The sequence below is a fragment of the Coprococcus sp. BIOML-A2 genome (genome assembly GCF_009875795.1).
Classification (GTDB): domain Bacteria; phylum Bacillota; class Clostridia; order Lachnospirales; family Lachnospiraceae; genus Coprococcus; species Coprococcus aceti.
On sequence record NZ_WWSI01000001.1, the window covers coordinates 147,035 to 164,932 of the forward strand.

14 protein-coding genes are annotated in these 17,898 nt (G+C 43.7%); 2 read left to right on the forward strand and 12 right to left on the reverse strand.

All coding sequences use genetic code 11. The features are described from left to right. Position 1 precedes the first annotated feature (1 nt). Together GT575_RS00660 and GT575_RS00665 are read right to left on the reverse strand one after the other, a co-directional pair. Positions 2-1,033 (reverse strand): carbohydrate ABC transporter permease, encoded by a 1,032-nt coding sequence (locus tag GT575_RS00660; protein ID WP_161171276.1) that lies wholly within the window; start codon positions 1,031-1,033, stop codon positions 2-4. A 149-nt stretch (positions 1,034-1,182) separates the two neighbouring features. After that, positions 1,183-2,628, reverse strand: a complete 1,446-nt coding sequence (locus GT575_RS00665; RefSeq protein ID WP_022216160.1) for an ABC transporter substrate-binding protein — start codon at positions 2,626-2,628, stop codon at positions 1,183-1,185. A gap of 290 nt (positions 2,629-2,918) precedes the next feature. Here GT575_RS00665 and GT575_RS00670 point away from each other — a divergent pair, with 290 nt between their 5' ends. Next, positions 2,919-3,839: a helix-turn-helix transcriptional regulator gene (locus GT575_RS00670; protein WP_161171277.1), complete on the forward strand. Its 921-nt coding sequence runs from the start codon at positions 2,919-2,921 to the stop codon at positions 3,837-3,839. 12 nt (positions 3,840-3,851) lie between these two features. Here the strand turns inward: GT575_RS00670 and GT575_RS00675 are convergent, their stop codons facing one another. The 5 genes from GT575_RS00675 to GT575_RS00695 form a co-directional block, all read right to left on the reverse strand. Continuing rightward, complete coding sequence (locus GT575_RS00675; protein ID WP_022216158.1) at positions 3,852-4,877, reverse strand: LacI family DNA-binding transcriptional regulator; 1,026 nt, start codon at positions 4,875-4,877, stop codon at positions 3,852-3,854. A 60-nt stretch (positions 4,878-4,937) separates the two neighbouring features. After that, on the reverse strand, positions 4,938-7,139 hold the full coding sequence (locus GT575_RS00680; protein ID WP_161171278.1) for an alpha-galactosidase: 2,202 nt from the start codon (positions 7,137-7,139) through the stop codon (positions 4,938-4,940). A gap of 35 nt (positions 7,140-7,174) precedes the next feature. Next, complete coding sequence (locus GT575_RS00685) at positions 7,175-7,966, reverse strand: hypothetical protein (protein ID WP_161171279.1); 792 nt, start codon at positions 7,964-7,966, stop codon at positions 7,175-7,177. 326 nt (positions 7,967-8,292) lie between these two features. Further along, complete coding sequence (locus tag GT575_RS00690; RefSeq protein WP_161171280.1) at positions 8,293-10,056, reverse strand: phospho-sugar mutase; 1,764 nt, start codon at positions 10,054-10,056, stop codon at positions 8,293-8,295. A gap of 110 nt (positions 10,057-10,166) precedes the next feature. Then, positions 10,167-11,891 carry a phospho-sugar mutase gene (locus GT575_RS00695; protein ID WP_161171281.1) on the reverse strand — a complete coding sequence of 575 codons (1,725 nt, stop codon included), beginning with the start codon at positions 11,889-11,891 and terminating at the stop codon, positions 10,167-10,169. A gap of 241 nt (positions 11,892-12,132) precedes the next feature. Between GT575_RS00695 and GT575_RS00700 the strand changes: the two genes are divergently transcribed. Beyond that, positions 12,133-12,633 (forward strand): ATP-binding protein, encoded by a 501-nt coding sequence (locus GT575_RS00700; protein ID WP_022216153.1) that lies wholly within the window; start codon positions 12,133-12,135, stop codon positions 12,631-12,633. A 71-nt stretch (positions 12,634-12,704) separates the two neighbouring features. On the opposite strand, the gene GT575_RS00705 is transcribed toward GT575_RS00700, so the two are convergent. From GT575_RS00705 to GT575_RS00725, 5 genes are all read right to left on the reverse strand, one after another. After that, entirely contained in the window at positions 12,705-14,441 is a 1,737-nt protein-coding gene (locus tag GT575_RS00705) for a phospho-sugar mutase (protein WP_022216152.1), read from the reverse strand. An 84-nt stretch (positions 14,442-14,525) separates the two neighbouring features. After that, the gene (locus GT575_RS00710; RefSeq protein ID WP_117550306.1) at positions 14,526-15,137 is read right to left on the reverse strand and encodes an NUDIX hydrolase; all 612 of its coding nucleotides are present in this window, start codon (positions 15,135-15,137) and stop codon (positions 14,526-14,528) included. Positions 15,138-15,585: 448 nt separating this feature from the next. Further along, positions 15,586-16,311: a hypothetical protein gene (locus tag GT575_RS00715; RefSeq protein ID WP_243147792.1), complete on the reverse strand. Its 726-nt coding sequence runs from the start codon at positions 16,309-16,311 to the stop codon at positions 15,586-15,588. 10 nt (positions 16,312-16,321) lie between these two features. Then, positions 16,322-17,185, reverse strand: coding sequence for a metal ABC transporter permease (locus GT575_RS00720; RefSeq protein ID WP_161171282.1), 864 nt, complete (start codon positions 17,183-17,185; stop codon positions 16,322-16,324). Next, complete coding sequence (locus GT575_RS00725; RefSeq protein ID WP_161171283.1) at positions 17,151-17,876, reverse strand: metal ABC transporter ATP-binding protein; 726 nt, start codon at positions 17,874-17,876, stop codon at positions 17,151-17,153. Before GT575_RS00725 ends, GT575_RS00720 begins: the two co-directional genes overlap by 35 nt. Between the last annotated feature and the right edge of the window lie 22 nt (positions 17,877-17,898).

Genomic DNA, 17,898 nt, shown 5'->3' on the forward strand with positions numbered 1-17,898 from the left:
GTTACTTGCCTCCCTTCGCAGAAGCAGCCATCTGCTTCACGTATTTCTTGGTATCTCTCTCCTGTTTCTTACGAAGCTTCTTTGCCTTATAACTCTCATCATCTGAGCTTGAATCCTTGAAGATGTACTCAAAGAACAGCTTCTGAAGCGCAGCACATATAAGTATGATAAGGAGAAGTACAACGGCCATTGCTGATGCAAGACCAACCTTCTGGCTTGTATGTGCTATCTTGTTCATGATGATGAAGTAAGTACCTGTTCCGTTTGCACCTGTTGTGATAACGAAAGGCTGCTCGAAAGCACTGAGTGATCCTGTTATTGCTAAAATTACATTTAATGTAACGATTGTCTTGATACTTGGCAGTATGATATATCTAAACTGCTGGAATTTATTTGCACCATCAAGCTCTGCCGCCTCATAAAGTTCTGCATCTACCGACATGATAGCTCCAACGAAGAGAACCATCATCTGTCCAAGGTATCTCCAGACCGAGGTTGAAACCAGTGTCCAGTTGTTGACACTCTGGTCTTTGAGCCAGTATGGAAGGTTGTCTAAGCTAAATCCACACAACTGAAGGATTGAGTCAAACACGAATCCTCTTGTGAAGAAGAATTTGAAAATGAAACCTACAGCGATACCACTGATAAGATAAGGGAAGAAAATAAATCCCTTGAAAAGGTTACCACCTTTTACTTTGAAACTCAGAAGAGTTGCAAGGAAAAGTGCAAGCACTAACTGTACAAGTGCTCCTACGATGTAATACAAACTGAGCTTTAATGCACCGAAACAGTCTTTTCTTGTGAACACATCGATATAATTTGCTAATCCTACGAATTCTCTCTTTTCTACAGGCGTCGTATATTTCATCTTGTAGAAACTAAATTTAACCATCTCTCCGAATGGTATATATGTAAATACTAATAGCAAAAGCAATGGGATAATTGCGAAGGCTGCGCATATTATAACCTGCTGCCCCTTCCTGCTTGACGCCCATTTACCAAAGCCGGATTGTTTTTTGTTAGCCATACTCATTCCACCGCCTTTTTATAATCATGAGCTACACTGCTGGTAGCCTGTCATCAAATACTCGTTTGATGACATTTTTTCTCAAAATAAACCGGGGCGGGCAATCCCCGCCCCGGTCTGTAGCTTATTCTTACTTATTTATATTGAAATCTTTATTACTTCTCAGTAACTTCGATTCCTAATGACTCCTGAGCATCTGACCACTTCTGATTCCACTCAGCCATGATATCATCGAATGACATGTCGCCATTTGCAGCATGCTCGATGATGGCCTGGATCTTGTCGTTACCACCATTGCTTACGTTAAGCTCTGACTCTGAATTGAGCTGATTGAGGTAATCCTCCTCGCCCTCAAGAGCTGGCTCGTCTGCAACGAAGTCAACACCGTCGAATGAGATCTTTGACTCTGAACCAGGAACAATTGCAAGTGAATCCTCGTTGTAAGCATATCCTGACTTCTCTGTCATCCACTTAACAAATACAAGAGCTGCCTGTTTCTCATCATCTGAAGCGTTTACGTTGATACCGAAGCAGTAATCTGCTCCTGATGAAGCGTACTGCTTACCATTTACTGAGATAGGGAAAGGAATGTATCCTATATCGTCTGCGTTAGGTCCGCCTGCTTCCATCTGTGGGTATGCCCATGAACCAAGTACCATACATCCGATCTCGCCGTTGTTGATCATTCCCTTACATGACTCCCAATCTGTTGTTGAGTAATCATCCTCTGTAAGTCCCTGTGATACTGCATCGTAAAGGATCTTATATACTGCATAAGCATGTGTATCGTCGCCATAGTTCTTGAATGGATCCTTTGTATGGGCTAACTTCTGGTTCTTGTATGTAGCATCGCCTGTTGCTGTGATCGCGATATAATCATCCCAGGCTCCCATTGTCCAGCCTGCTGCATAGTTTGTGTAAAGTGGAATACAATCCGGATTCTTATCCTTGATTGCCTTGAGTGCCGCAATGAACTCCTCTGGTGTCTTAGGTACGTCTGTCACACCTGCATCAGCAAATACCTTCTTGTTGTATACGATACCCTGTGTTGTAGCTGCAAGAGGTACACCATATACCTGACCCTGATACAGCCATCTGTTTGAGTAATTTACAAGACTGCTCATTGTATCATAATCGCCATATGACATGAAATATGTTGAAAGGTCTGCCATGTCAACTGCTGGGATACACATTACTGTCTCGTAGTTTCCTGACTGAAGATGTGTAAGAGCATCTTCTGCATAGTTTGTATCTGTGATGACATCAACCTTGATGTTTGGATACTCCTTGTTGAAGTCCTCAAGATACTGCTTCCAGTTCTTTCCGCCGTAGTCATCTGAGTCCATATCAGTTCTGTTGTTGTAGAACTTGATCTCCGCTGAAAGATCTGTGAAGTCTGTTCCTAACTGGATGTCTGCATATGACTTGATTCCCTCAGCATCAGCTGTTGTGTCATCTGCTGAATCACTTCCTGCTGCCTCTGTGGCAGCCTTTGTTGCCTCTGTTGTGTCCTTGTTATCGCTGTCTGAGCCTCCACAACCTGCAAGTGATGCTGCCATAAGACCAGCCATTGCGATACATGCAATACGCTTTGATTTCATAGTTTTGTCCTCCTTAAAACCTTCTTTGTTTTTAACTTTATATTAAGTATACATTAATTTACTTTTTAGTCATCACTCAATTTTGTTTTTAATCACAGTATTTTGTACTTTTCGTTAATTTTACCATTATCATTATTTTTTTTCAATATCACATAGGCATTTTATCTATATATTTTTATCTTTAATTAGTATTTTATTGTTTTTTTAGCTAATTAACCACTAATTTATATCGCTTTTAGCTTGTGATGATTGTTTAATAATTGTATTATTATGGATAGGAGGTGGTTTACATGTTAGCTAAAGAATTAATTTCCTGCACTGTACTGTCAGGTTACAATATTCAGAAAGATATTGAGAACGCAAGATTCCACAGCGCGTTCTTTACATATGAAGAATCAATGATTAACGATGGCCTGATTCATCTTCTGGCCAACGGCGATATTTCTTTTGCTTATTCATGCAGTTATACCTTCTCTTTCATTCCGTGTTACCATTTCTTCTATATATATGAAGGAACTCTTACAGTAACATCGGGCAGCAGCAAATCATCATATTCCAAGAATACAGCCGCGCTTTTTGAGGCAGGATCAGAAATAACATACGCCACGAACGGCAAGTGTCGTTTCTACGATGCATTCATCCTCGGAGCTCCGCTTCGCCTGTATCACGAGTTTCTCCCCGAATCCATATATTATAAAAAGGACTCTGCCGGAGCCTCTGTACTCTGGAGCCATCTTTCACTGATAAGCAGACTCCAGGGGGAGTTGTCTGCCACCGATATTTTCAGAATTTCCAAATGGTTTAATGATATCCTGACCGAATTATGTGTATTTATTGAAAACTCATCCAAGAAGATGGATTGTGTGCCTTCTTATCTTTTATCGGTAAAGAATCAGATGGATACAAACTACGCCGAACCGATGTCGCTTGATGACCTCGAGGCAACTTACAGGATCAGCAGATACAGGATATGCAGAGAATTTTCATTTCACTTCGGTGAATCACCTATGCGCTATCTCAACAGTCGCAGGATCGATGCTGCCAAAAGGCTCCTTCTCACAACAGATCTGTCCGTCCACGAGGTCGGATCCCAGGTTGGAATCGAGAACACAAACCATTTTATAAATCTGTTCAAAAAAGACACCGGTACAACTCCGCTGTCTTTCAAGCAGGCTGCACCGGTGTCTATTTCCGATTTGCATTACAATTAATATGTAGTTTTATTATCGTTCTATTCTGGCAACGCTATCCTTTACCACGATTCGTCCATCCACGACAAATATGCCATCAGTATATTTTTCGTTGGATATCTTTTTTATAATCTTATGCATGGTTCTCTCTGCCATCTCCTGCATATTGATCTCGTATGTGGTCACGCCTATATCGCAGCTTCCAGGATACATGTAATTATCAAACCCCACAACGGACACATCCTCAGGAACTCTGTAGCCCGCAGCATTGAGTATCTTTATGAGCGTAGCTGCCGCAAGATCACAGTTGCACACAAACGCTGTAGGCATATTCTTTGGAAGTTTAAAACAGTTCTCCTCGTCAAACTGACCCGTCTTCACATCTCTGTCCGGAATAACCCAGTCTTCTCTGAGCGGAATATCATGCTCCAACAAAGACTTTATATAGCCCAAATATCTGTCAGTTATACTGTTCGTTGAACCTATCGTGCCAACATATGCAATATCTCTATGTCCCATATCATACAGATAATTAGTCAGCATATAGCTTCCATAGAAACTGTTTGCTATAACCGTGTCTATCGGTCTCGAATTGTCATAGTAATCCACATATTCTACAGGAACCTTGGCTGTCTTCTCCAGCTTTTCCAGGTATTCCTTACCCATGGAACCTACAACAACTATTCCATCAACCTTGTCGTCCTCCAAGAGCATAGGCATCTCAGCGTTCAATACACTATCTCTGGAAACAAACTCCAGCATAGTAAAGCAGCCTCTTGCCACCGCCTTTTTGTTAAGTACCTGATATAACTGCCAATAGAACGACGGATACTTTCCAAGGTATATCTCTTGAATGAGAACACCAATATTATACTTTTTCTTTGCCGTCTTCTTTCTGATCTCAGATGGTGACTGGTATCCCATCTCATCTGCCAACTGTTTGATCTGTGCTCTGAGTTCCTCGCTGACACCCTTCTGATCTGAAAGTGCCTTTGAGACCGTCACGGTACTCACGCCAACAATGGCAGCTATGTCTCCCAATTTTACTGATTTTGCCATAACTAGTCCTTCTCACTTTATTTTTTCACGTGGTTAAATAACTTAATTTTTATTTTATTTTTAGGTTAAACTATTGTCAAGTACAAAGTGATACAGTCTGCTCATATAATCTCCACGCATAGTTTCAATGAGCATTCCGGCATTCATGAGGAGATCTCCCCCATACACTTTCTCCGTTCCGTCAAGTCTGTAATCTGCAGCCACGTCAAGCCCTAAAAGTTTTATCTTTCTACTGTGTACGTTAGGTCTTCCAAGCACCTGAACGTAAGTCACCAACGCCTCACTCTTATCCTTTGCAACAACCATCCAGCAATCATACAGTCCATTTTCCCTGTACGATGCAACCCTATAATAATCACCCTCCCTTACAAGATCATTATATTTATGATACATAGACACCTGCTCAGGTATCATCGCACGTTCTTCTTCACTTATTTTTGTGATATCGAGTTCATAGCCAAATGTTCCCGCCAGAGCCACATGTGCCCTGGTCATAAAAGGTGTACTCCTTCCAACTGTGTGATTAGGGCAATCCGACACATGGGCGCCCATGGTCGAAAGCGGATATATCAGTTCCGTTCCCTCCTGTATAGAAAGTCTCTCTATGGCATCCGTGTCATCGGAGCACCATATCTGCGGACTGTAGTAAAGCATGCCAGGGTCAAATCTTGCACCACCGCCCGAGCAGTTCTCAAGCAAAAGATCTGGGAAATCGTTAACAAGGCGCTCTTGCAGCTCATATACTCCAAGCACATACCTGTGAGCCAATTCTCCCTGCCTGTCTCCGGTGAATTCTACGCTGCCGATATCCGTGAGCTGTCTGTTCATATCCCACTTAACATACTCAATATTTGCTGATGAGATCACGTTATGCACACATTCACACACGTAGTCTCTAACTTCTTTTCTCGAGAGATCAAGCACGTACTGATTTCGCGACAATGTAGCCGTTCTCTCCGGAACCGCAAATGCCCAGTCAGGGTGCTTTCTGTAAAGTTCAGAATCAGGGGAAATCATTTCAGGCTCCATCCATATTCCAAATTTCAGCCCCAGCTTATTCACCTCATCAACAAGATGTTTCAAACCGCCCTTGATCTTGTTTTCATTTACAAACCAGTCTCCAAGACTTGTGGCATCATCATTTCTATGTCCAAACCAGCCATCATCCATAACCAGCATCTCTATTCCATGTTCTGCCGCACTCTTTGCTATCGCAAGGAGCTTATCAGTATCAAAGTCAAAATATGTAGCCTCCCAGTTGTTGATAAGGACAGGTCTCTTCTGGTGAAGATATCTGCTCCTTATCATGTGGCATCTGTAAAAATCATGAAGATTTCTAGTCATCTGTCCAAGTCCATCATGGCTGTATGTAAGCACAACCTCAGGCGCTGTAAACGTCTCTCCAGGCGTGAGCCACCACTCAAAACCCTCTGAATGTATGCCCATGACTGCGCGTATGGAATCAAACTGTGATTTCTCTATCTGTGCGATGAAGTTACCCGAGTACACAAAATGCATTCCATATACATCACCCGTAGTCTGATCTGTACCCTTTGTCATCCATGCCATAAACGGATGGTCCTGGTGGGATGACTCACCGCGGAGAGAGCTTACACTCTGCTTGCCATAAGCTATCGGGCGTCTCTCGATCTGTCTCTCCCTAGCCCATGAGCCATGAAGAGTGAGCATCTCAAAATCCTCGTCATCCATGTCTATACATGCAGAATATACCTTTGTGAGCCTGATATTCCTATCACCTGCATTTTTCACGCTCACACTTCTGGTTATAACATCCTCATCCTCAAACACAGAATATATCAGGTCAACATCAATGCCACATCCCCCATCCATCATATGGACAACGAGAGTCTGAACCTCCTCTTCTCCCGCAAATGATGCCGGAAGGCCACTAATCCCCGGTTTTCCATTTACAATATCGTAATCCACAAATTTCAGATCAACGGTTCTGCTGCCATTTGCGGTCTTTACTGCAATACAACTCTCCCTGTAGTCTCCTATTCCATTTCCGGAATACTCTGTCGGAAATGTATCCATAAATGAACATCTCTCCCTGTTATTCTTGGACGGAACAAAAGGAGCCTCACACGTTCTCAAAAACTGATCACATTTCTGCGGACGAATCTTCTGTCCATAATATATATGTCCGACAAACCCCTCTTCATCGACGATTCCGATCCGGTAACTCGTGTTTCTCGTATCAAGTTCAAATATTCTGTTTGCCTCATCATATCTTATGCTCATATGTATCTATAGTCTCCTCGTTTTATTTATGGGTATCACTCTCTGCTTATGTATTCAAGAAATTCAAGTGCAAGATCCATATTCTTGGCATTCTCACCAAATCCCACTGCAGCATCCATTTCATACCAACCGGTATCCTTCACCCAGGAATTATCACCGATCTTTATTCCGACAGGTATCTTCTCACCCGTTTCAATAACCGTTGCATACACAAACGAATCTTTATACTTTTCTTTCAGTTCATCAGTCAGCACCTTATCAAGATCCTGCATATATCCGAACTCTCCAAAACTCATGACAAGGTCTGTGTCGGCAAAGAACACGTCCACCGCATTCGCCATGAATTTGTTCTGTATAAGCTGTAGACTATCCTGACTCATGGCATCATTCGGATCAGTTGATACGCCGATCCCTGTACTTATGCTGACATATTCCTTCTCCGCATCAAGGCCATTTTCACTGAGGAATTCCTCATAATATGCCTTGTCATTCGCCGCAGATTCCTGTTGTGTAGTGTTGACCGCAAGGATGTTGAGTGCAGCAGATTCCGCCGTAAAATGTTTTACGACAAGGAATACAACTATGCCCACAACAACAAGTGCAAATAGAGCCTTCGGAGCATAATACTCCAGTATGTATTCCTTTTTCTGCTGTTTGTTCATAAGGCTGAGTTTCTGTTTCTCAGACATATGCTCATCCACATCCAAGACGCTCTCCGGCTCTCGCTTCTCTTTTTCATCGGTTTTCTCATCGATGATATGTCCAGCGATACTTTTTATATTTTTCTTTTCTATTTCTCTCTCTTTTTCTATTTCTTTTTCTGGCATATAATCTCCTATACTACTCCTATACGCGTTTGCCACACACTGCCGTTACTTTAAATATTATAACATTTTTTAGTTAATTTTTAAACAGCTTTTAGTATTTTTAACTATATTTTACTTTGTGACATATAACAACGTTCAGTTATCTAGTCCCCTGAAGCTCCTGATTTCCTGCCTTCTTTTTATACAAAAGGGACCTCAGCATCAAGGCCGAGATCCCCCTTGTTCAGCGCATTGGCTGGAAAGTGCATTTACATGTTTAATTTTGTAGTATATGGAAGGAATGTTTTTCTTTTCTGGCAGTAAATTCTGCCATATTTTGTGTTTGTTTATTTAGCAAGCTCCTGCACACATGCTTTCATCTCATCTATCTTTGACATGGCATTTTTTAGGCTGATTTCATTCACGCCAAAGTAGAATTTGATCTTTGGTTCATTTCCAGAAGGCCTAACCGCGAACCACGCATTATTTTCCAGCTCATAGTACAGCACGTTTGATTTTGGAAGACCCATATTCTCCTCCTCGCCATCAAGCGGCTTGCGGATTCCGCTCACATAGTCCCTCATGCCGATAACCTTGATACCTGCAAAGGTCGTAAGTGGATGGTTTCTGAAGTTCTCCATCATCTCCTTAATCTGTGCTGCACCATCTACACCCTTTAGAGTTATCCCAAACGCACCTTCAAAGTAATAGCCATATTTGCGGTAAACCTCTTCCATGGCATTACAGATGGTTTCTCCCTGCAGCTTATAAAATGCTGCTATTTCACATAAAATGACAACGGCTGCGCAGGCGTCCTTGTCACGAGTGTAGTCTCCTACCAAACATCCAAAGCTCTCCTCCATTCCGAAGATGAACTTGTATGTGTTGTTCTTCTCAAAGAGAAGTATCTGCTCACCTATGTACTTGAATCCGGTGAGTGTCTCTATATATTTCAGTTTGTAATTCTCTGCTATCGCCTTTGTAAGATTGGTGCTGACAACCGTGTTACAGATAGCTCCGTTTGCCGGCAGCTTGCCGACTGCCTTCTGCTCGCGGCATACATATTCTGCTATCAGGGCACCTGTCATATTGGCATTGAATCGGACATATGGATATGCCGGATCATCTGCAAATTCCGTGTCCTTCCAGATTCCCGTGCTGTCCTTGACGTATATTCCAAGTCTGTCTGCATCAGGATCTGTGGCCATGATAACGTCCGCATCAACCTTCTTTGCCAGTTCTATTCCCATGGCAAATGCTGATGGTTCCTCCGGATTTGGTGACTTGACTGTACTGAAGTCCCCGTCAGGAACAGTCTGCTCCTCTACAACATATACGTGCTTGAAGCCAAGTCTCTTGAGCACTTCCCTTACAGGTACATTTCCTGTTCCATGAAGTGGTGTGTATACTATCTTGATATCGTCTGCAACCTTCGGAATTATGTCGCCGTGGATGGTCTGCTTTATGAGCGCCTGATAATAGTTCTCATCAACACTTGCAGGAACCATACAGAACAGACCGTCTGCAACCGCCTTGTCCTTGTCCATGGTCTTGACATCCTCGTATCTCTCTACATCCGCCACATGCTTCAGGATATCCTGATCCTGAGGGGATACGATCTGGCTGCCGTCCTCCCAGTACACCTTATAGCCGTTGTACTCAGGTGGATTGTGGCTTGCTGTTACCACGATTCCGGCTATACATCCAAGCTCTCTCACTGCAAATGACAGTTCAGGTGTAGGGCGGAGTGCATCAAACACATAAGTATTTATGCCATTTGCATTGAGACACAGAGCTGATGCCTCTGTGAACTCTGCTGACATATTTCGGCAGTCATGTGCAATTACTACACCTCTCTTAGCAGCCTCAGGGCCAACCTCAAGTATGTATTCTGCAAGGCCCTGTGTAGCCTTTGTAACTGTATATATATTCATTCTGTTGGTTCCAGCACCCATGATTCCGCGCATTCCGCCGGTTCCAAATTTCAGATTCTTGTAGAATCTGTCCTGGATCTCTTTGTCATCATCTGCGATACTTCTAAGCTCTTCCTTGGTCTTCTCATCAAAGCAGTCTGACTCAAGCCAGAACTTGTATTCGTCCATGTAACCCATCTTTTTTACCTCCACCTTGTAATTATTTTTAGTCGCGACCGCGATCTTCGAACCTATTTTCTGCTGACATTTATTTGCCAGCCATTTCGTTTCTTACCAATCATCCCGTTTTATGAGAACATCGCCTTCACATTTGCCGCAAGCCCGTCAAGCTGCTCTGCCGCATCCTCCTGTGAGTTTCCCTTTACCCCGAGATAGGACTTGATCTTCGGCTCTGTGCCTGAAGGTCTCACAAGGAACCATGCGCCATCCGCAAGCTGATAATATATCATGTTGGACTTTGGAAGCACCGCCGCCTCGGACTTGCCTGTCGCTGCGTCTGTCTCTGTTCCAAGCTTGTAGTCGTAGATCTTCTCCACGCTGTAAGTTCCGACCTTCTGCACCGGATTATCTCTCAGCGTCTGTATCATTGACTGTATCTTTGCAGCACCCTCGCGTCCGTCAAACTTCATGGTCTGAACCTTCTCTTTGTAGTAACCATATTCCTGCCACAATTCAACCATTCTGTCCCACAGAGTCATGCCACGGTTCTTGTAGTATGCCGCAGCCTCACAGAGAAGCATCAGCGTTCCAACCGAGTCCTTGTCCCTTGCATATGTACCAGGCAGACATCCAAATGTATCTTCAAGCCCGAACACATAATTGTGTTCACCTGTCTGCTCATAAGCCCTCATTCTCGATGCTATATTCTTAAATCCGATCAGGTTGTTGCAGTCACAGAAAGTGTCGTACTTCTTACATATCTCCTTGACCATATTGGTGATAACAACCGTAGTTACAATCGCCGGATTCTCAGGCAGTCTTCCGCTCTGGGATCTCTGCATCAGCACGTAATCACAGAGGATCGCACCGAACATATTTCCCGTAAATTCTTTATATTCATTATTCTTGCTGTCATATCCATACATTCCGAGTCTGTCAGCATCAGGGTCTGTGACAAGAATCAGCTCGCCGCCGACCTTCTTCGCCAGCTCAAGACTCAGGGCATACGCCTCTGCGCCCTCAGGATTTGGAGATTTCACAGTTGGGAAATTACCATCTTGAACAGCCTGTTCCTCAACGACATGTACATCCTTGAAACCAAGTTCGCTGAGAACTCTTGTAACAGGCTTAAGGCCTGTTCCGTGAAGCGGAGAATATACGATCTTCAGATCTCCCGCCTTCTGAATCTCCTCCGGATTCATGACAAGCTTGTGAAGCTCTCCTATATATGCGTCATCGATCTCCTGACCGATCACATTCAACAGTCCTGCATCTATTGCAGCGTCCTTGTCCATAGTCTTAACCATGGAGAAATCTTCTATATTGTTGACCTCTGCAATGATCTCCTTATCCTGAGGAGATACGATCTGGGCTCCATCATCCCAGTAAACCTTATATCCGTTGTATTCCTTTGGATTGTGGCTTGCCGTTATATTCACGCCGATATTGCAGTGCAGATGTCTCACTGCAAATGAAAGCTCCGGTGTCGGACGGAGCGCATCAAACAGATACACCTTCACGCCATTTGCACACAGGCAGAGAGCAGTTTCAAGCGCATACAGCGAAGCATTGTTTCTGTTGTCAAATGCTATAGCTGCCGACGGCTCTGATATTCCGATCTTCGCCAGGTAGTTAGCAATTCCCTGTGTTGCCATGCGAACCGTGTAAATGTTCATGCGGTTCGTTCCCGCTCCCATCACGCCTCGAAGTCCACCTGTTCCAAACTCAAGGTTTGTGTAAAATCTATCTTCAATCTCCGCTTCATTATCCTTTATGTTTACGAGCTCCTGCTTCGTAACATCATCTACCTGATCGCTGCCAAGCCACATCTCGTATCTCTGCTTTGCGTCCATCTTCTACCCCTTTCCTGACCTCACAGGCCACACAGATTTTTCCTTTTTTATCTATCCACAATTTATCTTCCGTTCATTTTATTAGGCTATTTTTAGCTAATTTATTGTTATTTGTATAATATATTAAGCAGTTTTTAAATTCAATATTTAATCTTGCAATTTATATCACTTTGTTGCGCAGATGTATATTGCAGCCGTTTTATTATGGTGGTATTAACTAAAAGAATTATATTTTCTGCAATTGACTTGTAATATAACCGACCTTTTTTATTCCTTTACAGAAGCCATTTGTGATCTGCTCAAGATCAACCTGAGCGTTGTAGCCGGATTTGTGTACAGCAAGATCACGGAAGCACAGAAGGATCAGAAGGAGCTCGTAGTCCAGGTGGCATCCAGGGATCTGAAGAGCCGAATGCCGGAGTATGAACTGATCAGTATCATCGGTATACTGATCGATAATGCGCTTGAATCGACCGCCCCATTTGGCACTGCATATCTGTACCTGGACAGCAGGCAGAACCAGATAGAAATAAGAACAAGAAACAAGGGTTCCGTCAAAACCAACGAATTCCGCCAGAATATGTTCTCACCGGGATATACCACCAAAACCGGAGACGGACATGGCCATGGTTACAGTCTCTACAACCTGAAAAAACTGACCGACAAGTACAATGGTAAAATATATCTCGACACGGTAAATACCGACCAGGGAGACTACATACAGTTCGACGTCATCGTATAATGACAGCAAAGCGCCGTCCGGTCACCAGACCAGACGGCGCTTTTTTGTATTTGCTATATATTATTCTTATGCTACTCTGCCAGCTTGTTGAGCTTCTCAACAAGTGCTGTCTGGAGAGCTTCAAGCTTTGCATCTGCATCATCAAGGCTTGTTCCCTTGATTCCGTAGTACAGCTTGATCTTTGGCTCTGTTCCTGATGGACGTACACATGCCCATGCGCCATCCTCAAGGTCGTAGTAGAGAACGTTGGACTGTGGAAGTCCTGACTCTGTGACCTCTCCGGTGGCAAGATCTGTGATCGTGTTCTTCTCGTAATCACGAACCTTGAGAACCTTGAGCGTATCGATCTGAGTAAGTGACTCAGCTCTGAGTGAGGACATGATCTTGCGGATCTTCTCTGCTCCTGTAACACCCTTGAGCGTTATTGTGTAGAGGCCTTCCTTGTAATATCCGTACTTCTCATAGAGATCAAGCATGTGATCCCACAGAGTGATTCCCTGGCTCTTGCAGTATGCAGCAGCCTCGCAGAGACACATAACTGCAACCGGAGCATCCTTGTCTCTTGCGTATGTTCCAACGAGACATCCGTAGCTCTCCTCCATACCCATTACGAAATTGTATGAATTATTCTGCTCGAAGAACTTGATCTGCTCACCGATGAACTTGAAGCCTGTTAGAACCTCGATGAGGTTGACATTGTAATCTGCAGCCAGTGGATCAGCCATATTTGTGGTTACAATAGTCTTGACCATGGCCGGATTCTTTGGCATGAGACCGCATTTTGTTCTCTCTCTGAACTGGTATTCAGCGATTATAAGTCCTGACATATTTCCTGTAAATGGCATATACTTGCCTGTCTTTGTATCGAGTGCGTATATTCCAAGACGGTCTGCATCAGGATCTGTAGCGAGAACTATGTCCGCATTCTTCTCCTTTGCCAGCTTGAGGGCAAGCTCAAATGCCTTTGGATCCTCTGGGTTTGGATACTCAAGCGTTGTGAACTCAGGGTCTGGAAGCTCCTGCTCAGGAACAATGTATACGTTTTTGAAACCAAGCTCGGACAGGACTCTCTTTACAGGTACAAGACCGGTTCCGTGGAACGGTGTGTATACGATCTTGATGTTCTCTGACTGCTCCTTGATGATCTCAGGATGAATGATCTGCTTCTTGAGTTCCTCCATATACGCGTCATCTATCTCGGCACCTATGATAGTGAGAAGGCCCTTGTCAAGTGCCTCCTGCTTATCCATGGTCTTTACTGTATGGAAATCTGTTACAGCCTTAACCTCTGCGATGATCTCTCTGTCCTTTGGAGCTGTGATCTGCGCGCCATCCTCCCAGTACACCTTGTAACCGTTGTACTCTGGTGGATTGTGGCTGGCTGTTATAACTATACCTGCTGTACATCCAAGCTTTCTGACTGCATATGAAAGCTCAGGTGTAGGTCTGAGTGACTCAAAGAGATATGACTTGATTCCATTTGCACACAGGCAGAGAGCTGCTTCTGCTGCAAACTCTGGAGAATACTTTCTTGAATCGTATGCTATTGCCACGCCCTTGTCCTGCGCATTCTGCTTCACAATGAAGTTTGCAAGACCCTGTGTAGCCTTGCGGACGGTGTAGAAGTTCATTCTGTTGGTTCCCGCGCCTATCACACCTCTGAGTCCACCAGTTCCAAATACAAGATCACGATAGAATCTGTCCTCGATCTCAGCCTCATCATCAGCTATGGCTGCAAGCTCCTTCTTGGTGTCCTCATCGAAATAATCATCTGTCATCCAAAAATCATATGTGTCTCTGTAACTCATCTTTCTACTTCTCCTTCTTTTTTCTCATTTAGTATGCCCTTTTATGAACGTTCTGCTGTTTGCGCAATCACTGCTCAGCGCTTCCTATTTTCTCAGGAATTCTAGTGGATCTCCCTCAGCCAGAAAATGTGTCATGAGGTATGCTCCTCTGAGCGACACCTGTTCCTCTGACAGGATTCTTCTGACCTCACCTCGGTCTGCGAGTATGACCTGTATGTCCTCTGTGCTCTCCTTGCTGTCGAGATTTGGTGTTCCTGTAACTGTTCCAAATACAGCACTGCTCATCTCATCCGTAAATCCCGGGCCCATATAGAATGGCCTTCTGTAGAGTTCTTCTCCGCCCTCATATACATCAAGGGTAAGCCCTGTCTCTTCCTTCATCTCCCTGACTGCTGCCTGCGCCGGAGTCTCATCTCCATCCACCAGTCCTGCAGGAAGTTCATATATATATGTATCGAGTGGGTATCTGTACTGCCTTATGAGCACCAGCTTCGGCTCATCTTCCAGCTTAACTCCATATATAACTATTCCTTCCGGTTTTATATCGTGGGTCTTTATCTTGATGTCGTTCTCTTTATTCCTTGAAGCAAAGTAATAATTGAAGTCTTTTCCAGCCGTGTCAACCGCATCTATATGATAGAGGTTGAGGAACGGATTGTCTGTGAGTTTTTGTACACCTTTGTATTTCTCTTTCACTTCATCACATCCCTTCTGTGTATTTTAATGTATTCAGCCGACCATACATTCGCAAAACCGCACGGTTCCCGTGCTCTTTCGCTGCTGCGCAGCTATTTTGCTCATTGTATGGGGCGGTGACTCTATTCGAGTCACCACAGGATAAGAACACCTGATTCTTACATGCAAGCATGTCGAATCCGCTGTTCTTATCCTGCACGGCTGAATATTTACCTTTATTCAAAATTAGCATAGTTTTTACAATATATCAAATTCTTTTTTAAGTAATTTTATCATTTTTTAGCTATTTTTAATGTTTTTTAGTATATTTGCGTCATTTTGCCATATTTTTCTATGTGATTCCTGGTTTTGATGCAGCTATGTTCCTCCTGATTCTGAATATTTTTTACTCAAAAAATCCGGACACTTTGATCTGCCCGGATTCCAAAAATGTTATGCAATTTATACTCTACTGATTCTCTGTCGATACCAGTTGATATTCTGCATCTCTCAACCTGCAGTAATAAAATGTCTGTCCAGCCTCTTCTGTGTAAGTTTCAAATACTCCCGTCACTATCACCTGGCTCTGATCCGCCGGGTAATCATCTGGATATACGGCATCTCCACCAAGTTCAAATTCAAGTCCCTGACTGCAACATGCCAGAGCATCGGCTATAAGGCAGTAATTATAATATTTGTCGGTTATTGGATAATAGGATGCATAATACTTTCCTTCTATCCTTATCGTCTTGCCCTCATATTCCTCAGGTTTTGACATCATCTGATATACCGTCGCATATACAAGATCGCTTCCCATAAGTGTGAGATCCACATCCACACCCTCAGACTTGTATTGCGCTATAACTGAGCTGTCTCCATTCACGACCTGCCCATATGTTGGTTCTGATGTCACCTCAGTTACAGATGCGGATTCTGTCTCTGTCGTGGTTTGCATCTCTGTTGTGATCGTCGTCTCTGTTGTGGCTCCCGCCGACGACTTGCTTTCCACATCACCATCGCCTGTTTTCTGATTAAGCACCTTATCCACTGCATTCTGTGTGTTCAAACGACTGCCCGCAGTCTGAGATGCTCCACCACAGCCTGTGACAGTCAGCAACATACTCAGCACCAATATTGACATAATCAATCGCTTAAATCTGTGTCTGCATCCATGCATTCTTCTATTTCTATTCATATACATATTCTTATCTCCTCATCACTTTCCCTGCTATACTGTTAAATGCAAATATAACCATATCGCATGCAACGATCGTAGATCCTACCGGTGTTGAAAATAATATGGATACCAACATTCCAGCCAAAGTTCCCACAACCGAGAGAACAGCTGAATATAATACCACCGACCTGAAGCTATACATAACTCGCATTGCCGAAAGTGCAGGGAATACCAGAAGTGCCGTGATGAGCAGGGAGCCCACCAGATTCATTGCAAGCACTATTATCACAGCGATTATCACCGCCAGCGCCAGATTATATGCCCCTGCATTTTTCCCGATTGCCCTGGTAAAACTCTCGTCAAATGTGACTGCAAATATCCTGTTGTAGAACAAACAGAAAAACGCTATTACACATATTGACATAACTATACACAGCCACACTTCTCCCATTGTCAATGTAAGTATTGAGGTTGAACCAAACAACGTAGAGCACACATCCCCCGATACATTTGCTGACGTGGAAAATACATTCATTATCAGATAACCTACGGCTAAAGCACCGACAGACATCATGGCTATCGCGGCATCTCCCTTAAGCTTCGCATTTTGTCCCGACATAAGTATGAGAATTGCAGCAGCCACAGTCACCGGCATCACTATGATCGTGTTGTTTGTCAGTTTCAGAACAGATCCTACCGCCATTGCTCCAAATGCAACATGCGAAAGTCCATCGCCGATAAATGAAAATCTTTTCAAAACCAATGTTGCACCGAAAAGTGACGAACACAATGCTATAAGAATACCAACCACAAGAGCATACTTAACAAATGGATACTGCATATAGTAAATTAACTTATCAACAAGCTGCACTCTGTTCACCACCTTTCTCATATTCTGCCGAAATGATGTTCCAATATCTGCTGTTCTTATATTCCTCTCTGCTGCCCCAGAACGAACCCTCATGATTCATATGAAGCACATGTCTGGCGCAATCTATTGCCCTCAGATCATGTGATATCATGATCACTGCCACACCATTTTCATTTAACTGCTGTATCATCTGATAGAACTGTGCCGTTGCGACAGGATCAAGGCCAGTTACCGGTTCGTCAAGCAGAAGAAGGTTCTCAGTTGCACACAGAGCTCTCGCCAGAAGGACGCGCTGCTGCTGTCCTCCCGACAAATGCCTGTAACATTTCCTGCGTATATCCCATATTCCAAGTCGTTCAAGTTGAGATTGTGCAAGCTGCTTTTCCTTTCTGCCATAAAAAGGACGTGCTCCGCACTTAGGCAGCGTTCCCGACAAAGCCACCTCCCATACAGTCGCAGGGAAATCCTTCTGCACAGGTGTCTGCTGCGGCAGATAGCCTATATCACGCGATGTCAAACCATCGCCAAACTTTATCTCTCCTGAAACCGGTTTCAACAGGCCAAGCAGAGTTTTTACCAAGGTACTCTTTCCCGCTCCGTTCTCTCCAACTATACAGAGATAGTCTCCCTTGTCTATACTGAAATTAAGGCCTGACGCAACTGCACGTCCATCATATCCCACTGCCAGGTCTTTGCACGTTATATATGACATTTGTTTTCTCCTATAAATCTAA